20 protein-coding genes, 1 other RNA gene and 2 riboswitches are annotated in these 19,532 nt (G+C 63.6%); of the genes, 9 read left to right on the top strand and 12 right to left on the bottom strand.

Annotation, left to right across the window (positions count from 1 at the left end; translation table 11 throughout):
- Window positions 1-222: 222 nt before the first annotated feature.
- The 7 genes from gcvH to ACMV8A_RS12465 all read right to left on the bottom strand — a co-directional run bounded on the left by gcvH (window position 223) and on the right by ACMV8A_RS12465 (window position 7,619).
- On the bottom strand, window positions 223-618 hold the full coding sequence (gcvH, locus tag ACMV8A_RS12435; RefSeq protein ID WP_495326165.1) for a glycine cleavage system protein GcvH: 396 nt from the start codon (window positions 616-618) through the stop codon (window positions 223-225).
- Between the two features lie 37 nt (window positions 619-655).
- On the bottom strand, window positions 656-1,738 hold the full coding sequence (gene gcvT, locus ACMV8A_RS12440; protein ID WP_495326167.1) for a glycine cleavage system aminomethyltransferase GcvT: 1,083 nt from the start codon (window positions 1,736-1,738) through the stop codon (window positions 656-658).
- A 114-nt stretch (window positions 1,739-1,852) separates the two neighbouring features.
- Complete coding sequence (gene lipA, locus ACMV8A_RS12445; RefSeq protein WP_495326168.1) at window positions 1,853-2,743, bottom strand: lipoyl synthase; 891 nt, start codon at window positions 2,741-2,743, stop codon at window positions 1,853-1,855.
- Window positions 2,744-2,884: 141 nt separating this feature from the next.
- Window positions 2,885-2,961: riboswitch (glycine riboswitch) on the bottom strand.
- Window positions 2,962-3,052, bottom strand: a riboswitch (glycine riboswitch).
- A 12-nt stretch (window positions 3,053-3,064) separates the two neighbouring features.
- A complete protein-coding gene (locus ACMV8A_RS12450) occupies window positions 3,065-4,282 on the bottom strand; it encodes a UbiH/UbiF/VisC/COQ6 family ubiquinone biosynthesis hydroxylase (RefSeq protein WP_495326169.1) in 1,218 nt (405 codons plus the stop codon).
- A 74-nt stretch (window positions 4,283-4,356) separates the two neighbouring features.
- On the bottom strand, window positions 4,357-5,664 hold the full coding sequence (gene ubiH / locus ACMV8A_RS12455) for a 2-octaprenyl-6-methoxyphenyl hydroxylase (RefSeq protein WP_495326171.1): 1,308 nt from the start codon (window positions 5,662-5,664) through the stop codon (window positions 4,357-4,359).
- 59 nt (window positions 5,665-5,723) lie between these two features.
- Window positions 5,724-7,031, bottom strand: a complete 1,308-nt coding sequence (gene pepP, locus ACMV8A_RS12460) for a Xaa-Pro aminopeptidase (RefSeq protein WP_495326173.1) — start codon at window positions 7,029-7,031, stop codon at window positions 5,724-5,726.
- A gap of 12 nt (window positions 7,032-7,043) precedes the next feature.
- Entirely contained in the window at window positions 7,044-7,619 is a 576-nt protein-coding gene (locus ACMV8A_RS12465) for a UPF0149 family protein (protein WP_495326174.1), read from the bottom strand.
- A gap of 185 nt (window positions 7,620-7,804) precedes the next feature.
- On the opposite strand from ACMV8A_RS12465, the gene ACMV8A_RS12470 reads away from it, so the two are divergent.
- From ACMV8A_RS12470 to ACMV8A_RS12490, 5 genes are all read left to right on the top strand, one after another.
- Window positions 7,805-8,014 (top strand): TIGR02449 family protein, encoded by a 210-nt coding sequence (locus ACMV8A_RS12470; protein WP_495326176.1) that lies wholly within the window; start codon window positions 7,805-7,807, stop codon window positions 8,012-8,014.
- 1 nt (window position 8,015) lies between these two features.
- Window positions 8,016-8,336, top strand: a complete 321-nt coding sequence (locus ACMV8A_RS12475) for a cell division protein ZapA (RefSeq protein ID WP_495326177.1) — start codon at window positions 8,016-8,018, stop codon at window positions 8,334-8,336.
- 27 nt (window positions 8,337-8,363) lie between these two features.
- Window positions 8,364-8,546: non-coding RNA, 6S RNA (gene ssrS / locus ACMV8A_RS12480), on the top strand.
- Between the two features lie 49 nt (window positions 8,547-8,595).
- Window positions 8,596-9,225 (top strand): 5-formyltetrahydrofolate cyclo-ligase, encoded by a 630-nt coding sequence (locus tag ACMV8A_RS12485; RefSeq protein WP_495326179.1) that lies wholly within the window; start codon window positions 8,596-8,598, stop codon window positions 9,223-9,225.
- 363 nt (window positions 9,226-9,588) lie between these two features.
- Window positions 9,589-10,047: an EVE domain-containing protein gene (locus ACMV8A_RS12490; protein ID WP_495326181.1), complete on the top strand. Its 459-nt coding sequence runs from the start codon at window positions 9,589-9,591 to the stop codon at window positions 10,045-10,047.
- Between the two features lie 74 nt (window positions 10,048-10,121).
- Here ACMV8A_RS12490 and ilvA read toward each other — a convergent pair whose 3' ends face one another.
- A complete protein-coding gene (gene ilvA / locus ACMV8A_RS12495) occupies window positions 10,122-11,639 on the bottom strand; it encodes a threonine ammonia-lyase, biosynthetic (RefSeq protein ID WP_495326182.1) in 1,518 nt (505 codons plus the stop codon).
- 152 nt (window positions 11,640-11,791) lie between these two features.
- On the opposite strand from ilvA, the gene rpiA reads away from it, so the two are divergent.
- The 4 genes from rpiA (at window position 11,792) to ACMV8A_RS12515 (ending at window position 14,733) form a co-directional block, all read left to right on the top strand.
- On the top strand, window positions 11,792-12,445 hold the full coding sequence (gene rpiA / locus ACMV8A_RS12500; RefSeq protein ID WP_495326183.1) for a ribose-5-phosphate isomerase RpiA: 654 nt from the start codon (window positions 11,792-11,794) through the stop codon (window positions 12,443-12,445).
- Between the two features lie 129 nt (window positions 12,446-12,574).
- Entirely contained in the window at window positions 12,575-13,381 is an 807-nt protein-coding gene (locus ACMV8A_RS12505; RefSeq protein ID WP_495326184.1) for a MotA/TolQ/ExbB proton channel family protein, read from the top strand.
- A gap of 12 nt (window positions 13,382-13,393) precedes the next feature.
- Window positions 13,394-14,143, top strand: a complete 750-nt coding sequence (locus ACMV8A_RS12510; protein WP_495326185.1) for a flagellar motor protein MotB — start codon at window positions 13,394-13,396, stop codon at window positions 14,141-14,143.
- Window positions 14,140-14,733 carry a PilZ domain-containing protein gene (locus ACMV8A_RS12515; RefSeq protein ID WP_495326186.1) on the top strand — a complete coding sequence of 198 codons (594 nt, stop codon included), beginning with the start codon at window positions 14,140-14,142 and terminating at the stop codon, window positions 14,731-14,733. Before ACMV8A_RS12510 ends, ACMV8A_RS12515 begins: the two co-directional genes overlap by 4 nt.
- A gap of 187 nt (window positions 14,734-14,920) precedes the next feature.
- On the opposite strand, the gene ppa is transcribed toward ACMV8A_RS12515, so the two are convergent.
- The 4 genes from ppa to ACMV8A_RS12535 all read right to left on the bottom strand — a co-directional run bounded on the left by ppa (window position 14,921) and on the right by ACMV8A_RS12535 (window position 19,382).
- Window positions 14,921-15,469: an inorganic diphosphatase gene (ppa, locus tag ACMV8A_RS12520; RefSeq protein WP_495326187.1), complete on the bottom strand. Its 549-nt coding sequence runs from the start codon at window positions 15,467-15,469 to the stop codon at window positions 14,921-14,923.
- A 120-nt stretch (window positions 15,470-15,589) separates the two neighbouring features.
- Entirely contained in the window at window positions 15,590-17,620 is a 2,031-nt protein-coding gene (locus ACMV8A_RS12525; RefSeq protein ID WP_495326188.1) for a sodium-translocating pyrophosphatase, read from the bottom strand.
- A gap of 106 nt (window positions 17,621-17,726) precedes the next feature.
- Complete coding sequence (locus tag ACMV8A_RS12530; RefSeq protein ID WP_495326190.1) at window positions 17,727-18,998, bottom strand: 6-phosphofructokinase; 1,272 nt, start codon at window positions 18,996-18,998, stop codon at window positions 17,727-17,729.
- A 30-nt stretch (window positions 18,999-19,028) separates the two neighbouring features.
- Window positions 19,029-19,382 (bottom strand): hypothetical protein, encoded by a 354-nt coding sequence (locus ACMV8A_RS12535; protein WP_495326191.1) that lies wholly within the window; start codon window positions 19,380-19,382, stop codon window positions 19,029-19,031.
- Window positions 19,383-19,532: the final 150 nt, after the last annotated feature.

Raw genomic sequence — 19,532 nt, forward strand, 5'->3', positions numbered from 1 at the left:
GCATCACGCAACAATTGCACATCGGCCACCTTCCACGGCGACCGCAATCCAAGAATCTGGGCGTACAGGTCTATGTCTCTCATGGTTCAACAGGCTAAGCTACCCACTCGATCCGGGGAAGAGCCAAGAAATCAAACCACGGCGGGCACGGAAGACACGGAGGGCGTAGAAGGATCAGCGACGGCTTGCGCAATCTCCGTGCCCTCCGTGGTCAAAACTCGTTCAGTGACTTTCTTCCGCCACCACCGCGGCGTAGCCGGCGGCATCGAGCAGACCGGCGAGGTCAGCGGCATTGGCCGGCTTCATCTTGAACAGCCAGCCGTCGCCGTAGGAGTCTTTGTTTACCAGCTCCGGATTGTCGGACAGCTTATCGTTGGCACCGATCACTTCACCGGCGATGGGGGCGTACACGTCGGAGGCGGCCTTCACCGACTCCACTACCGCGCAGTCCTGATCACTCTTCAGTGTGCGGCCCACCTCGGGCAGCTCGACGAACACCATGTCGCCCAGCAGTTCCTGGGCGTGCTCGGTGATGCCGATGGTAACGGTGCCGTCGCTCTCTGCGCGCACCCATTCGTGAGTCTTGGTGTACTTCAGTTCGGCCGGTACGTTGCTCATGGTTGTCTCCTCGGTCTCAATACGTGGGTTGTTCGGTTCAATCGATGCAGGGCTGGCCGTTGCGCACGAAGGGCGGCTTGACCACGCGCGCCTTGAGGCGCTTGCCGCGGATGTCTACCTCACACTCGCGCACCTCACCGGCCGGCACCCGGGCCAGCGCCACGGCGCGGCCCAGGCTCGGCGCAAAGGTGCCCGAGGTGATCTCGCCGGCGCCCTGCGCGGTAAATACCTGCTGGTGGCTGCGCAGCACGCCCTTATCCTCCAGCACCAGCCCGATCAGCTGCTGCGGCACACCGGCGCTGCGCTGCGCCTCCAACACCGGACGGCCGATGAAGTCACGCTCCTGCGGTTCCCAGGCCACGGTCCAGCCCAGCCCGGAAACCAGCGGTGTGGTGTCCTCGTCCATGTCCTGGCCGTACAGGTTCATGCCCGCCTCCAGGCGCAACGTATCGCGCGCACCCAGGCCGCAGGGCTTCACCTCCTGGGCATACAACTCGTTCCACAATTCTTCCGCCTGCTCCGTCGGCACCATGATCTCGTAGCCGTCCTCGCCGGTATAGCCGGTACGGGCGATGAACAGGTTGCCGGCTTCCACCGCAGCGAAACGCGGCAACTGCGGCGCCGCGCCGATGCGCGCGCCCAGCGCGGCCTGCGCCTTGGCACGGGCATTGGGGCCCTGCACGGCGATCATCGCCAGCCCATCTTGCACGTCCACCTCCACGTCGAAGGACGGGGCATGACGACGCAGCCAAGCGATGTCCTTGTGGCGGGTGCCGGCATTGACCACCATGCGGAACCACACCGGAGTCATATAGTAAACGATCAGGTCGTCGATCACCCCGCCGCGCTCGTTGAGCATGCAGCTGTAGATGGCCTTGCCGGGCACCGTCAGGCGGGCCACGTCGTTGGCCAGCAGGTAGCGCAGGAAGTCGGTCACCCGTGCCCCGCGCAGGTCCACTACACACATGTGCGACACGTCGAACATGCCCGCGTCACGGCGCACCTGATGATGCTCCTCGATCTGCGAACCATAGTGGATCGGCATGTCCCAGCCGGCGAAATCCACCATCTTCGCCCCCAGCGCCACATGCGCTTCATACAACGGTGTTCTGTTTCCCACCAGCGTTCTCCCCCAAAGCCATTAACCACGGAGCACACGGAAGACACGGAGAACCTCTACGCGGCATTGATGCCGGCGCCGTGTTCTCCGTGACTCTCCGTGGTTCAACCTACCTTACTCTTCCGCGTGATACGAGCTGCGCACCATCGGCCCGGCCTTGACCCACGCGAAGCCCAGGGCCTCCGCCTCACGGGCGTAAGCGGCGAAAGTGTCGGGATGGACATATTCCTTCACCGGCAGGTGCTGCCGGGTCGGGCGCAGGTACTGGCCCAGGGCCAGACGGCTCACACCGATGCCGCGCAGGTCACGCATCACCGCCACCACCTCGTCGAAGGTCTCGCCCAACCCCAGCATCAGCGCCGACTTGGCCGCCACCCCGGGCTGTGCCGCGGCCAGTTCCAGCAGGCGCAGGGATCGCTCGTACTTGGCACCCTTGCGCACCGTGCGGTACAGCGACGGCACGGTCTCCACGTTGTGACCCCAGACGAAGTCCGCTGCGGCGGCGCACAGCGCCGCGACGGCCGGTTCCTGGCAGCCGCGGAAGTCCGGCGTGAGCACTTCCAGGCCGATGGCCGGACGACGCGCGCGCAACTCGCGCAGGGTGGCGGCAAAGATACCGGCGCCGCCATCGGACAGCTCGTCGCGGTTCACCGAGGTGAGCACCACGTAATCCAGATTCATCTGCGCCACCGCCTCCGCCACCCGGCGCGGCTCGTCCAGGTCCAGCGTGCCGGGACGGCCGGTCTTCACCGCACAGAAGCCGCAGGCGCGGGTGCAGGTATCACCCAGCAGCATGATGCTGGCGGTACCGCGGCTCCAGCATTCGCCGCGATTGGGGCAGCGCGCCTCCTCGCATACGGTGTGCAGGCCATGGCCGTGCACCCGCTGCGCCGTGGCGGCGTAGTCTCCCGCCGCCAGCGACTGGCGCACCCACGCCGGCATGCGCCCGATATTGGGCTGCACCGAGTGGTCGAAGACAGGGATGGCTGTGGTGCTTCGATTCATGAGTCTGTAACTTACCGATGAAGCTTCCAACACCCGCCGCGGAAGATGCGGAACGGTGAATTGATTCACTCCGCGTCTCTGCAACAGATGTCTGTTGTTAACCCGGAAACAAAAAAGGGGCGACGCAAGGCCCAAGCCTTGCGTCGCCCCTCTGTCCTTTGCACCTGAGAGCTTAACCCCTTCGGTGGGCTGATCAGCAGCCTCTCTCCAGAGCCGACCGGAGTGACGCGGTCCTTTTGCCTGAGCGAGTATCCGGGCGATTTGCGCCTTCGGCGGCAGGGCTGACCTGCTCTCTCCCACGGTTCCAGGGTCGGTGCGGCACTATAACCTGGGAGGGGTGCCCCTTGCCAGCGGCGGCAGGTCGCCGGATAGCCCCATACCGCGGCGCATGAAGAAGTTCTTCATGGGGTGCAGGCGGTCGGCCAGACTCAGGCCAACGTTGCGCAGCTGCACCAACGGCACTTTATCGTTACTGAACAGGCGCTTGAACACATCCATCGCGCCCACCATGGCGATGTTGTCGCCCTTGCGCCAGCGCTCGTAGCGCCGCAGCAGGCTCAGGCTGCCGACATCCTTGCGCCCGGCCTTGAGCAGCACATCGGCCAATGCGGCCACGTCCAGCATGCCGATGTTGAGTCCCTGGCCGGCCAGGGGATGCAGGGCGTGAGCGGCGTTGCCGGCCAGGGCCAGACGCGGCAGCACATAGCGGTCGGCGTGTTGCAGGCGCAGCGGGAACACGCCGCGCGGCCCCACCGACTCCATGCGCCCGAGGCCATCGCCAAAGGCCTGTTGCAACTGGTCGAGGAATTCACCGGCCGGCAGGGTACGCAATACCTCGGCCTGTGCATGACTGGTGGACCAGACGATGGAACTGTAGCCTGCGGGCAGCGGCAGGAAGGCCAGCGGGCCGCTGGGCAGGAAGCGCTGCCAGGCAGCGTTCTGGTGATGCTTGGAGGTCTGCACCGTGGCCACCAGCGCGCTCTGGTCGTAGGCCCAGCCGGTGCTGTCGATGCCTGCCTGCTCGCGCACCCAGGAGGTAGTGCCGTCGGTGCCGACCAACAGCCGGGCCGTGAGGGTGCGGCCATCGGCGAGGAATAGTTGCGCCGCATCTGCGCCCAGTTGCAGGCCGGTGGCATGGGCCGGGCAGAGCAGGTCGATGTTGTCGAACTCACCCAGGCGATCGAGCAAGGCGGCGAGGATCACGCGATTTTCGACGATGTGGCCCAGGTCCGGCTCACCCAGCTCGGTGCAGTCGAAATGAATGGCACCGCTGCCGCAGGCGTCCCACACGTGCATCGCCTCGTAGGGCTGCACGCGCCGCGCCACCATGCCGCCCCAGGCGCCCACGGCGGCGAACACATTCTGTGTGGCGCGGGTGATGGCGCTGACGCGGATATCGAAATCGTCGGCGGGAAAATGGCGCGGCGCCACCACCGGCTCCACCACCGCCACGCGCAGCTTAGAACCGCCCAGGGCGCAGGCCAGCGACGCACCCACCATGCCGCCGCCGATAATCGCGATGTCGTAATCCAGTTTCATAGCGTTTCTGCCCAAAGATAGGGTCCGCGAATGGATGCCAATGTTTTCTTACCCGGGCTGCGGGATATTCGCGTTCATTTGCGGGCGCCTTGCCTTAATGGCAGGCCGCAGGCCAGTCGCGGCAAATGGCCGACCAACCCCATCGCCTGCCGCGCCAGCAAGTGCCTGGCCGGCGGCAGGGTATCCAGTGCCAGCAAACCGAGATTGCGCGCGAGTTTCAGCGGCGACAACGTGTTGGAATAGGTGCGCACCAGACCGTCGGTGAAGGCGGCGGTGCGCAGGTAGTCGGGGCGCCGCCAGGAAGCGTAATCCTTTAGCACCGACATGCTGCCGATGTCCGCACCGTCCGCCACCGCACCGGCGATCACCTGTGCCAGCGCCGCCACGTCGCGCAGACCAAGATTGAAGCCCTGCCCGGCCACCGGATGGATGGCATGGGCGGCATTGCCGATGAAGGCGACGCGCGCGCTCGCCGCCTCGCGCACGAAACGCAGCACCAGCGGATAGGCATGGCGCCCCGAGGTGCGCACAAAGCGGCCGGCGCGATAGCCGAAACGCTGTTGCAAGTGTTGCAGGAATTCCGCATCGCTGAGGGCCAGCAACGCGTCCACCTGCTCGTCACGCGCCGTCCACACCAGAGACCAGCGCCGGCCGCGCAACGCCGCATCGCCGTCGCCTGGCGGGTCACAGGGCAGCAGGGCCAGCGGTCCGGTGTCGGTGAAGCGCTCATAGGCGATGTTGCCGTGCGGCCGTTCGGTGGCGACGGTGGCAATCACCGCGGTCTGGCCGTAGCCCAGTTCCCAGGTGCGCGCGCCGATCTGTTCACGCACGGTGGAGCGGCCGCCGTCAGCAGCCACCAGCAGACGCGCACGCAGGTGACGCGGCGCACCGTCATGCTGCAACTGCACGGCAACCCCGTCGTCCTCCACCTGCGCCGCGGTGAGTTCGGCCGGGCACAGCAGCTCGACGTTGCTGCACTGCGCCAGCGCATCGGTGAGCGCCGCGCCAATGACGCGCCCCTCCACCACATAACCCAGCGCATTGACCCGTTCTTCCGCCGCCTCCAGCCGCGCCGTGCCGAATCCGCCGCGTTCGGAGACGTGAATATGTTCGATGGCGGTGACGCCGTGCGCCGCCAGACCATCCCACACGCCCATGCTGTGCAGGATGCGCTGCGAACCGGCGGCCAAGGCGATGGCGCGCGCATCGAAGGCGGGCTGTGCGGCAGAGTAATATGGCACCGCCTCCACCAACGCGATGGACACGGGCAGATCTTTCAGCGCCAACGCCAGACTGGCACCGGCCATACCACCGCCGATGATGGCGACGTCATAAACAGAAGATTCGCGGTTCGAGGTTCGAGGTGCAGATGGCGTACCCATGTCTCACACCTCCCCGCTAACCGAGGTTTTCGCCACACGAAACACGAAATGCGAAACGTTCATCGCCGACTCATCCACGCTTCGATCTCGTCCGCATCCTTGATCGCCTCCCTGGTCAACACCTCATGGCCGGTCTTGGTAACCAACACATCGTCCTCGATGCGGATGCCGGTGTTGTGCCACTTCTTCGCCACGCCCTTGGCAGGGCTGACGTACAGACCCGGCTCGATGGTCAGTACCATGCCCGGCTCCAGCACGCGCCACTCCTCACCCACCTTGTATTCGCCCACGTCGTGCACATCCATGCCGAGCCAGTGGCCAGTACGGTGCATATAGAACTGACGGTAGGCCTGATCCTTGATGAGTTGCGGCACGCGCCCCTTGAGCAGGCCCAGCTTGACCAGCCCCTGGGTCAGCACCTTCACCGCGGCCTCGTGCGGCTGGTTCCAGTGGTTGCCCGGCTGCACCTGTTCGATGGCTGCATAGTTGGCCTCCAGCACCAGGTCGTACAGCGCCCGCTGTTCCGGCGAGAAACGACCATTGACCGGAAAGGTGCGCGTGATGTCCGCGGCATAGTAGTCGTACTCGCAACCGGCATCGATGAGCACCAGGTCGCCGTCCCGCAGCTCGTCGCTGTTTTCCGTGTAGTGCAGGATGCAGCCGTTGGCGCCGCCGCCAACGATGGAGTTGTAGGAGGCAAAACGTGCGCCGTGCGTCATGAACTCGTGCAGGATCTCCGCCTCCAGCTGGTACTCATGCATGCCGGGCCGGCTGGCACGCATGGCGCGCAGGTGGGCCTGGGCGGTGATCTTCGCCGCCTTGCGCATGGTCGCCACCTCGGCCGCGCTCTTGTACAGGCGCATGTCGTGCAGCAGGTGGTCCAGGGAGACAAATTCGCCCGGGGTATGCACACCGGCGCGCGACTTCTTGCGCAGGGTGTTGATCCAGTCCATCACCTGACGGTCGAAGTCACTGTGCGCGCCCATGGTGTAATACACGCGCTCTTTGTTCTCCAGCAGGCCCGGCAGGATCTCGTCGATGTCGGTGATGGGGAAGGCGTCGTCGGCGCCGTACTGTTCCATGGCGCCCTCCAGCCCGGCGCGGCGGCCGTGCCAGGTTTCCATCTCGGCATCCTTCTCACGGCAGAACAGCAGAAACTCGCCGTGAGCACGCCCCGGGATCAGCACCGCCACCGCCTCCGGCTCGGGAAAGCCGGTGAGATAGTAGAAGTCGCTGTCGGCACGGTAGTGGTACTCGGTGTCGCGGCTGCGCACGCGCTCGGGGGCAGTGGGCAGGATGGCGATGGCATCGGCGCCCATGTACTGCATCAGGCGCTTGCGCCGCTTGGCAAATTCGCTACGGTTCATGATCGGCCGGGCTCAGTGCAGCGTGGGGTCCACCTGCGGCGCGGCGCGGGTGGGGTTAAGCTCTTCGTTCACCAGCAATACGGCGGTGCGCACGTATTCGAGCAGTTCGGTGTAGGCCTCCTCGTCCTCCTCCTCCTCGCCCACGTCGTAGCTGCCGGCACGCGACAGCTGTACCAGATCGCGTAGCACTTCGCCGCTGTCGCCGGGCATTTTGGCCACGTCCTTCAGTCCGCCCAGGCTCATGCCAAGGAGATAGCCCTGGCACCACTCCCCCAGGGCCTCCACCCGCTCCGCCAGCGGTTGATCGTCGGCCGGCAGCAGGGGCTGAAAATCCAGCAGGGCATCGTTGAGCTGGGCCACCACCGCCTGGCGCAGCCCCTCCAGGGTATCCGCCGCCTCCTGCGCCAGCACATCGCCGGCGGCCAGGTCCGGCACCACATGGCCCAGCCACTGCTCGCGCGTAAGGCCACGTGCCGCGCACAGCCAGCCGGTGAGGATGCCGTGGCACTCGGCCACACTCATCTCCGCATCGAGACGGCGCAGGGCGGCATCGACCAGGGCGGTGGCATCATTGGGGGTTTCGCTCATGGATTCTCCAGAAGGGCAGCCGGCTGGCCGCGCAAAGTGAGATGATCGTAGCATCGCCATCACAGCGACAACACCCCACGGCGGGCATGACATTGACCGCTTATCGCCACCGCTCTATAGTGGATTCGCTTTTTGCGGCCACCGCCGCGCCTATTTCATTACGGACACTACGCCGCCTGTCGACCATGAAGGACGAACTGGACATCAACATCCTGGAACGCCGTGTGGATGAGCTCATCCGCACCGTGGATCGGCTGCGCGACGAAAACCTGTCCCTGCGCGAACAGCACGCCTCGCTGCTGACGGAACGTGCCAAACTGCTGGAAAAGACCGAGTTGGCGCGCACCCGCGTGGAAGCGATGATTCACCGCATCAAGGCAATGGAGCAAGGCTGAAATGGCCGCCAACGATATCGTGCAGGTGCCGGTGCGCATTCTGGACAAGGAGTACACCATCGCCTGCCCGGCGGAGGAGCGTGACGGCCTGGTCGAGTCGGCGCGCATCCTCAACGACAAGATGCGCGATATCCGCAGCAGCGGCAAGGTCATCGGCAGCGAGCGTATCGCCGTTCTTGCAGCGCTCAACATCACTCACGAATTACTGCAACAACGCCAGCACGGAAGCAGCTATACTGGTGACCTCGGCCGACGTCTGCGCCGCCTGCAGGAGCGCATCGAAGGCGCCCTGGAAAGCGAAGACCGGCAACTCAAGCTATAGATTCAGCATTACAAGTTCACCTATGGGTGCCCCCTGCAGGGTACGTTAGTCGCTGGGGATTTCTTGAGCCGATAATCACACCCCCGGGGCTGCTTGCGACGGTATTGTGTGCATGTCCGCGCTGCGGAAAGCCTGATATGCCGACCGGCAGTCCCACTTGAGCCATTGGGTTCAAGGAGCAACGGTGACGACGGCCCAAGCGGAGGGCACCCTCCTTAATTCACGTGAGGTCGCGAAGGCGGGGGATCGCGAGATAGTCATGACAACTATCCTTACCGAGTCCTCTCTCGCCGCCTCTCCCGACCGTAACGCCATCCGGCGTGCGATGCGCTGTCGGCGCCGCGCCCTGTCCCGGGCGGAAAGAAACCAGGCGGCGCGGTACTTGGCGCGGCAGCTAGGCAACTCCACCCTGTTTCTACGCAGCGAGCACATCGCCTTTTACCTCGCCAACGACGGCGAGATGGATCTGGCGCCGCTCATTCGCCGCGCCTGGGCCATGGGCAAGCACTGTTACCTGCCGGTGCTGAGCCCGGCCTTCCACAACCGGCTCTGGTTCGCCCGCTACCGCCCCGACACGCCACTGACACCCAATCGTTTTCGCATCCCGGAACCGGCCCTGCGTTGGGACGATGCACGTGCGGCCAGTTGCATCGATCTGATGCTCACGCCGCTGGTCGCCTTCGACGGCCGCGGCAACCGCCTGGGCATGGGCGGCGGTTTCTATGACCGCACCCTGGCCTACCTGCTGCACCGCGAACACTGGCGCAAACCGGCCCTCATCGGCACCGCCTACGAATTCCAGCGGTTGGAGCAACTGCCCCACGCCGCCTGGGATGTGCCATTGGACGGCATCGTCACTGAACGAGGGCTGTACCGCTGCGGACAATAAAAAACCCGCCTTGCGGCGGGTTTTGTTCTCTTGGGCTCTCGTGGCTTGATTATTTCTTGTTGGCCTCGGCCACCGTAGGCGCCGGCGTACCTTACATCATCGCCTGCGTTATACCGGTAAAGAGGACCCCCATCGCTATCAGGGCTGCAAGCACCACGAGCAAGTCGGGTTTGCGTCGTCTCATCCTGACCTCCGTTACCTCTCCCACCCCTCCGTGGCAAATTCCGCGTCACTGCGATTGACCTATATAGCGCAAGGTCTTTTGTCTGACAAGAGGCCTGGGTCACAAAAAGCGCGTTTTGGGCTTCTATTTGCCCCTTTTCGTTACCATATCGCCCACTCACCCTTTGGAGAGCATTCCCCATGAACTATTGGCTGATGAAATCCGAGCCCGATGTCTTCGGCATCGACCACTTGGCGAGCCGTCCCCAACAGACCGAATACTGGGACGGTGTGCGCAATTACCAGGCGCGCAACATGCTGCGCGACCAGATGCAGGTGGGCGACCAGGTGTTCTTCTACCACTCCAACTGCAAGGTGCCTGGCATCGTCGGTATCGCCGAGATCGTCCGCGCCGGGTATCCCGACCACACCGCGCGGGATCCCGAGGGCAAGTATTACGATCCGAAAAGCACCGCGGACAAGCCCATCTGGTACATGGTGGACGTACGCCTGGTGCGCAAACTGAAGCGCACCATCACCCTGGAGGAACTCAAGCAGCGACCGGAACTGACAGAGATGCCGCTGGTACGGCGCGGCAACCGGCTGTCGGTGATGCCGGTCAGTGCGCAGGAATGGGAAGCGATCCTGGCGTTGGAATAAAGTTTCGAGTTTCGAAAAGCGGTTCCTGCCTTCTGCGAAACCCGAAACTCGCAACTCGAAACCGTTTTTGCGCCCTAGCGCAAAAACAACTCGTAAGCCGGATTGCCGCTTTCGTCCCAGTACGGATAGCCGATCTGAGCGAGGAAATCCTGGAATTTGGCCTCGTCGGCGGCGGGCACCTGGATGCCGCACAGGATGCGGCCATAGTCGGCGCCGTGGTTGCGGTAGTGGAACAGGCTGATGTTCCAGTGCTGGCCCATGTGGTTCAGGAAGCGCAACAGGGCGCCGGGGCGCTCGGGAAACTCGAAGCGCAGCAGGCGCTCATCGGCCAGGCCGCCGGTGTGACCGCCGACCATATAGCGCACGTGCAACTTGGCGATTTCATTGTCGGTCATGTCCAGCAGCGGGTAGCCCTGGCTCTTTAGCAAGGCCACCAGCTCTTCCTTGTCGCGGGCACCGTCGCGCATCTCCACGCCGACGAAGATGTGCGCCTCGGCGGCATCGGCGTAGCGGTAGTTGAACTCGGTGATGGCACGCTGACCCAGCGTTTCGCAGAACTGGCGGAAGCTGCCCGGCCGCTCGGGGATAGTGACGGCGAACAGGGCCTCGCGCTGTTCGCCCAGTTCGGCGCGCTCGGCCACATGACGCAGACGGTCGAAATTCATGTTGGCGCCGGAGTTGATGGCCACCAACGCCTGATCGCGCACGCCCTCGCGCTGCACATAGCGCTTCATGCCCGCCACCGCCAGGGCGCCGGCCGGCTCGACGATGGCGCGGGTATCCTCGAAGATATCCTTGATGGCCGCGCACACCTCGTCGGTGGACACCAGGATCACCTCGTCCACCCATTGCCGCGCCACACGGAACGGTTCGGCCCCGGCCTGACGCACCGCCACACCGTCGACAAATATCCCCACCTGCTCCAGCACCACCCGCTCCCCGGCCTGGAGGGCATCGTGCATGGACGCTGCATCATCAGGTTCCACCCCGATCACCCGCACATCCGGCCGCAGGTATTTGATGTAAGCGGCGACGCCGGCGATGAGGCCGCCGCCCCCCACCGGGACGAATACGGCATGCAGGTCAGGCGCCGAATACTGGCGCAGGATCTCCATTGCCACCGTGCCCTGGCCGGCGATGACGTCCTCGTCGTCGTAGGGGTGGATGAAGGTACGGCCCTGCTCGTCCGCCAGTTGGCGGGCATGGGCATAGGCCTCGTCGTAGGCATTACCGTGCAGTTCGATGCGGGCGCCGCGACGGCGCACCGCCTGTACCTTGATCTCCGGGGTGGTGCGCGGCATCACGATGAGCGCGTCCAGCCCCAGTTTCTGCGCCGCCAGGGCCACGCCCTGGGCATGATTGCCGGCGGAGGCGGCGATGACACCGCGGGCGCGGGCCTCGGGCGACAGCGAGGCAATTTTGTTGTAGGCGCCGCGCAGCTTGAAGGAAAACACCGGCTGCAGATCCTCACGCTTGAGCAACACCTTGTTGCCCAGACGGCGCGACAGGCCGGGGGCAGCCTCCAGCGGGGTTTCACGGGCGACGTCGTAAACCCGGGCCTGCAATATCTTTTTGGCGTAATGTTCGAGCATCCGGCTACGATACCAGTTATCCCGCCCCGGTGTCAGCGCGCCCGCTTGGCGTATAATCGGGGCCATCAATAAATTTCGCCGCGCCGCTGCGACCCGGGTTTTAGGTCTGTGCGGCGGATGAATAAGCACAAACAAATGTCTCGGAGAGCACAATGACGCAAGACGAAATGAAGAAGGCGGTCGCCAAGGCCGCCCTGCAACACGTGGTGCCCGACACCATCATCGGCATCGGCACCGGCTCCACTGCCAACCACTTCATCGACTTCCTGGCGGAGATCAAATCCTCCATCACCGGCACCGTGGCCAGTTCGGTGGCCAGCGCCGAGCGCCTGAAGAAACATGGCATCCCGGTACTGGACCTGAACGATGTGGGCGAAATCTCCGTCTACGTGGATGGCGCCGACGAAACCAACCGCCGCATGCACCTGGTCAAGGGTGGCGGCGGCGCGCTGACACGCGAAAAGATCGTGGCGGCGGCAAGCAAAAAATTCGTCTGCATCGTCGACGAAACCAAGGTGGTCGACGTGCTGGGCAAGTTCCCGCTGCCGGTGGAGGTGATCCCCATGGCGCGCAGCTATGTGGCGCGCGAACTGGTCAAGCTGGGGGGCAGTCCGGTCTACCGCGACGGCTTCGTCACCGACAACGGCAACGTGATCCTCGATGTGCACGGCCTGCAGATCAAGGAACCCACCGAGTTCGAGGCCCGCCTCAACAACATCGTCGGCGTGGTCACCAACGGCCTGTTCGCCCTGCGTCCCGCCGACGTGGTACTGGTCGGCACCCCCGACGGGGTCAGAACGCTATAGCAACCCCTTGGCCGCAGAGTGCGGAGACTGACCTCCGCGTCTCTGCGGCCAGTGTTATATGTCCTGGTAGTGCGGGCGATAAGTATTTGACGCTACACTCGACGGCGCGGCGGCAGCAAGGGAGCAGGCGTGGACATAGCAACCCTGTTGGGTCTCATTGGCGGCATCGCCATCATCTTTGCCGCCATCATCACCGGCTCCGATCTGACCATTTTCATCAACCTGCCCGGTCTGATGATCGTCGTCGGCGGAACGGTCGCCGCCACTCTGATCAAGTTTCCCCTCACCCATTGCTTCAGTGCCGTGCGCGTGGCGTTCAAGGCCTTTCGCAATGAAATCGATGCCCCTCTCGACCTGATCCGTCAGGCCAATGAACTGGCCGCCGTGGCGCGCAAAAGCGGTGTACTGGCCCTGGATGGCCACGCGGTTTCCAATGAATTCCTCGCCAAGGGCATCCAGCTGGCGGTGGACGGTCTGCCGCCGGAGTTCGTGCGCAAGGCGCTGCACGAGGACATGCAGCAGTCCATGGAGCGCCATGAAATCGGCCAGCGCATCTTCCGCGCCATCGGCGAGTCGGCCCCGGCCTTCGGCATGATCGGCACCCTGGTCGGCCTGGTACAGATGCTGGCCAACCTGCAGGACCCGTCCAGCATCGGCCCGGCCATGGCGGTCGCCCTGCTCACCACCCTGTATGGCGCCCTCATCGCCAACCTCGTCGCCCTGCCCATTGCCGACAAGCTGGAGCTGCGCGGCATGCAGGAACGGGTGAACAAGCTGCTGATGATCGAGAGCATGACCGCCATCCAGCAGGGACAGAACCCACGCCTGATGGATGAGGTGCTGGAGGCCTATCTCCCGCATCACGAACGCGAGCGGCTGGCGGCACTGTTGCAGACCGACAAGAGCCGCAGTGAACAGGAGAGCGGCGGCGCCTAGCCGCCCACGCCCATGTCCGGCAAACAAGGCCGCCGCGGCGCCCCGGTCTGGATGGTGACCTTCGCCGATCTGATGGCCCTGCTCACCACTTTCTTTGTGCTGCTGCTGTCGGTGTCCCAAATCGACGCCCAGCGCTACCGCCAGATCGCCGGCTCGCTGGAACGTGCCTTCGGCATCCAGTGGCTGGCTCAGCGCAGCGAGTCACCAGGACGTGAAGTGCTGATGGAGGGCAAACCGGAGGCTCCGATCGAGGCTGTGGTAGTGCAGCCGCCGCCGTTACCTGAAGATTTGGCGCAGCCGCAGGTGGATAGTAATCTGCAACGCTTCCGCGACGGACTGCTGCAGGATATCCAACAGGAACGGCTGGAGCTGAGCCGCAACAGTGAAGGCGAGCTGCTGATCAGTTTCCGCCACGAGGCGGCCTTTGAGTCAGGCAGTGAGGTCCTGCTGCCCCAGTTCCGCCCGGTAATCGACCGCATCGGCCGGCTCATCGCCACCACCGAGGGCGCCGTGATCGTCGCCGGGCACACCGACGACCGCCCGATCAGCACGCCGCGTTTCCGCTCCAATTGGGATCTGTCCAGCGCACGTGCCGTCTCGGTGGTACATCGTCTGCTGGAAATGCACACTGTCGAGGGCGCCCGCCTCATCGCCGAAGGCTACGGTGAAACGCGCCCCTTGCTGCCCAACGACAACGACACCAACCGCGCCCGTAACCGCCGCGTGGAGATACGTATCAAGGATCGGAGCAACACGCCATGAGCACGCCAACCGGCCGCCCCGAGCGGCGCAAGTTTTTCCGCATCGATGATGACATCTATCTGGAATACCGCCGGCTGGAAGAAGATGAGTATCAACAACGCCTCAAGCAGCCGGCCGGAGCGCGCCACGACAGTTCCAGTATGGCCCTACAGCTGCACAGTCTGACCACCCAGTCGAGCAACATCCTGTCGCAGATCCGCAAACGCGATCCGGATGTGGGCCAGTACCTGGCGATCATCGACCGCAAACTGGAGCTGCTCAGCCGCGCCCTGCTCGGCAGCCAGCTGGGCAACATCAGTGGCCCGAATACCCATGTCAACCTGAGCGGCAATGGCATTGCCTTTTTAAGTGCGGAGACACTGCCGCGCGACAGCAAGCTGGAACTGCGCCTGATGCTGTTCCCTGGCAACACGATAATCAACACCCTCGGCCGGGTGGTGCACTGCCTCACCGGCCGCAGTACTACCCCCCACCCCTACCGCATCGGTGTCGAGTTCACCCACATCGCGGAAATCGCCCGCGACGCCCTGGTCCGGCACACCCTGGAGTTGCAGTCGGCGCGGCTGCGGCAGAAGAAAGAGAAGGGCTAGGGCAGGAAAATGCCTTTCGAGCCCCTGCGGTTAGGGAAGCTCTGAATAAGTTCAGCGCTACCGCGGCACAGGGATGTGCCGCCATGTTCCAACGACCATAAGTCGTTGGAACATGAGGCGAATCGAAAATCACATTTTTCGATTCGCGTGGGCTGAGAAGTCCAGGATGGCCTTATTCAGACTTTCCTTAGAAGTTTGGCTTGACCGGCGCGTCCTTGTACATCTGCACACTGGCCAGGATCTCGGCCTTGGCGGCCTCGACACCCTCCCAACCCTGCACGCGCACCCACTTGCCCTCGTCCAGGTCCTTGTAGTGCTCAAAGAAGTGGGCGATCTGCTCCAGCAGCGCCGGGGACACGTCGCCGATGTCCTGCACCTTGCGGAAGATGCGGCACAACTTGTCGACGGGCACCGCCAGCACCTTGGCATCGTCACCGGACTCGTCGGTCATCTTCAGCACACCCACCGGACGGCAGCGGATCACCGATCCGGGGATCAGCGGCACCGGGGTCACTACCAGCACGTCCACCGGGTCACCGTCGTTGGACAGGGTGTGGGGTACATAGCCGTAGTTGCAGGGATAGTGCATCGCGGTGTTCATGAAGCGGTCCACGAACATGGCACCGGTATCCTTGTCCACTTCATACTTCACCGGGTCGGAATGGGCCGGGATCTCGATGATGACGTTGATGTCGTTGGGAACGTCCTTGCCGGAAGTGACGCGGTCCAAATTCATGGAAAAAACCTCTGCGGAATGGCAAAAAGAAAAGGCCGGCATTATATACCGGCCTTATAAGCGGATAAAAGATACAAGGGAAAAGGTACAGGGACGTCCCCTGTACCTTTCCCAGTGTTGTTACAGCAGCGGCACGATGAGCAGGGCCACGATGTTGATGATCTTGATCAGCGGGTTGATGGCCGGGCCGGCGGTGTCCTTGTAGGGATCACCCACGGTGTCGCCGGTGACCGCCGCCTTGTGGGCGTCGGAACCCTTGCCGCCGTGGTTGCCTTCCTCGATGTACTTCTTGGCGTTGTCCCAGGCGCCGCCGCCGGTGGTCATGGAGATGGCCACGAAGATGCCGGTGACGATACAGCCCAGCAGCACGCCGCCCAGGGCCTCGGCACCCAGGGTCAGGCCGACGATGACCGGCACCGCCACCGGCAGCAGCGAGGGCACGATCATCTCGCGGATGGCGGACTTGGTGAGCATGTCCACCGCCTTGGAGTAATCGGGCTTCTGCGTGCGCGCCATGATGCCCGGCATTTCCTTGAACTGGCGGCGCACCTCGACCACGATGCCGCCCGCCGCACGACCGACCGCCTCCATCGCCATGGCACCGAACAGGTAGGGGATCATGCCGCCGATGAACAGGCCGATGATCACGCGGTGATCAGACAGGCTGAACTCAACCAGCTTGCCCACCGCCTCCAGGCCGTGGGTGTAGTCGGCGAACAGTACCAGTGCCGCCAGACCGGCAGAGCCGATGGCATAGCCCTTGGTCACGGCCTTAGTGGTGTTGCCCACCGCATCCAGCGGGTCGGTGATGTTGCGGATGGAGTCGTCCAGCTCCGCCATCTCGGCGATACCACCGGCGTTGTCGGTGATGGGACCGTAGGCGTCCAGGGCCACGATGATGCCGGTCATGGACAGCATGGAGGTGGCCGCGATGGCAATGCCGTACAGGCCGGCCAGTTCGTAGGCACCCCAGATGGACAGGCACACGGCCAGTACCGGCGCCGCCGTGGACTTCATCGACACACCCAGACCGGCGATGACGTTGGTGCCGTGGCCGGTGGTGGAGGCCTGCGCGATGTGACGCACCGGGCTGAACTCGGTGGCGGTGTAGTATTCGGTGATCCACACCATCGCCGCGGTCAGCGCCAGGCCGATCAGCGCACTCAGATACAGGTTCATGGCACTGAGGATTTCGCCGCCGCCGATATCGACGCCGTCGCCCAGCAGCCAGGTGGTGATGGGGTAGAAGGCGATGGCCGCCAGCACACCGGACACGATCACACCGCGGTACAGGGCGTTCATGATCTTGCCGCCTTCGCGCACGTGCACGAAGAAGGTACCGATGATGGAGGCGATGATGGACACGCCGCCCAGCACCAGCGGGTAGATGGCGGCGATATCGCCGGCATCCTTGAGCAGCAGGGCACCAAGCAGCATGGTGGCAATCACGGTCACCGCGTAGGTCTCGAACAGGTCGGCGGCCATACCGGCACAGTCGCCCACGTTATCGCCCACGTTGTCGGCGATGACCGCCGGGTTGCGCGGGTCATCCTCGGGGATACCCGCCTCGACCTTGCCCACCAGGTCGGCACCGACGTCAGCGCCCTTGGTGAAGATGCCGCCGCCCAGACGGGCGAAGATGGAGATCAGCGAACCGCCGAAGGCCAGACCAACCAGCGGATGCAGCGGGTCTTCCACGCCCATGGCGAGCAGGATGGCGTAGTAGCCGGCCACACCGAGCAGGCCCAGACCGACCACCAGCAGGCCGGTGATGGCACCGCCGCGGAAGGCCACCTGCATGGCGGCATCCAGACCGCCCTTGGCGGCCTCGGCGGTACGCACATTGGCACGCACAGAGATGTTCATGCCGATATAGCCCGCCACACCGGAGAACAGCGCGCCGATGGCGAAACCGACGGCACTGCCCCAGCCGATGAACACTCCCACCAGCAGGAACAGCACCACACCGACGATACCGATGGTGGTGTACTGGCGGTTGAGATAGGCCGATGCACCTTCCTGTACCGCCTGGGCAATCTCGCGCATGCGCTCGTTGCCCTCCGCCTTGCCCAGGATCCATTGCACCGAGAAGATGCCATATAGCAGTGCCGCCACGGCACAGGCCAACGCAAATATCAAACCACTACTCATGCTCGCTTCCTCCTGTTTTGATGACTGTTGTTCTTAACCGGAAACTGATTTATCGCAATTGCGCCCCAATAAACACAAAGGGGAGCTTACGCTCCCCTTTGTCACCTCACTTCTTCAACTCGTAGGTTGTTTTCAGCTTTTTCGCCACCGCGACGTTCTTTAGCGTCACGTACTGTGGCAGGCCGTTCTTGTACGGCGGGTAATCCTCGCCCTTGATCAGCGGCGACAGGTACTCGCGGCATTTGTCGGTAATGCCAAAGCCATCCTTGGTAATGAAGTTCTTCGGCATCATCTTCTCGACGTTGGCCACCTTGGACAGCGGGGCCATGCCCACCTTCCACTTATAGGGGCTGCTGGAGACGCGGTCGATGGTCGGCATCACGGAGTTGTGGCCCTTGAGGGCGAACTCCACCGCTGCCTTGCCCATGGCATAGGCCTGCTCCACGTCGCTCTTGGAGGCGATGTGGCGGGCGGCGCGCTGCAGGTAGTCGGCCACACCCCAGTGGAACTTGTGGCCCAGGGCCTCCTTGATCATGTTGGCGACCACCGGGGCGGCACCACCCAACTGGGCATGGCCGAAGGCATCGCGGGTACCCTGCTCGGCCAGGAACTTGCCGTCTGGCCAGTGGCAGCCCTCGGACACCACCACGGTGCAATAGCCGAACTTCTTCACCAGGCTGTCGACCTTGGCCAGGAACTTGTCCTTGTCGAACAGTACCTCGGGGAACAGCACCACGATGGGCAGCTCGCAGTCCTTGGTGGAGGCCATGGCGCCGGCGGCAGCGATCCAGCCGGCATGACGGCCCATCACCTCCAGCACGAACACCTTGGTGGAGGTGGCGCACATGGAGCGCACGTCGAAGGTCGCCTCCAGGGTGGAGACGGCGATGTACTTGGCCACCGAGCCGAAGCCGGGGCAGTTGTCGGTGATCGGCAGGTCGTTGTCCACGGTCTTGGGCACGTGGATGGCCTGCACCGGGTAACCCATGGCCTCGGACAGCTGGGATACCTTGTAGCAGGTGTCGGCCGAGTCGCCGCCGCCGTTGTAGAAGAAGTAGCCAATGTTATGGGCCTTGAACACCTCGATCAGGCGCTCGTACTCGGCCTTGTTCTGCTCCAGGCTCTTCAGCTTGAAGCGGCAGGAGCCGAAGGCGCCGGACGGAGTATGACGCAGGGCGGCGATGGCCTTGGCTGACTCCTTGGAGGTGTCGATGAGGTCCTCGGTGAGGGCGCCGATGATGCCGTTACGGCCGGCGTAGACCTTGCCGATCTTGTCCTTGTGCTTGCGGGCGGTCTCGATGACGCCACAAGCCGAGGCGTTGATGACGGCGGTCACGCCGCCGGACTGGGCATAGAAGGCATTCTTTTTCTTTGCCATGGTGCTTGGTTGCTCCCGTTCGATAGTGAATTAGCGGTCTTGTTGTGCCGTTTGCTTCGCGTCGTGGTCCGCCTGCACCTGCAGCAGGGTGACCGTGCACTCGGCCAGATTGTCGAACTCGTCTATGCCGGTGCCGAATTGCTGGTGTACCCGGTAAAAGAACTGGCTGCGGTAGCGGCGGTCGCCCACCTTGAAGATAACGAAGTTGGTGCCGCTGCCGTCGCGCCAGAACAGAACCGGGCACGGGGTCAGGGTGCTGGAATGAGGATCGAGTCGCAGTTCGGCATCACCGATTTCGGTCTCCACGTCATGGCCGTAACGCTGCCTGAGCGTGTCGCGCACGGTCCACAATTCGGACTCGGTAAAATCAGGAATGGAATTCATCGATCACCAACGCCGCCGCAACGCATTTTTTGTATCAATTTCACTCGGATACATTGACTTGAGTATTAAGTGCGATTAGCTTAATCGCATGCTACTTGTAAAGGTAATGCAATTTGTGTATGTGGGCATGGAAAAAACTTAATAATCGTA

Source organism: Sulfurivermis sp., from assembly GCF_059410345.1.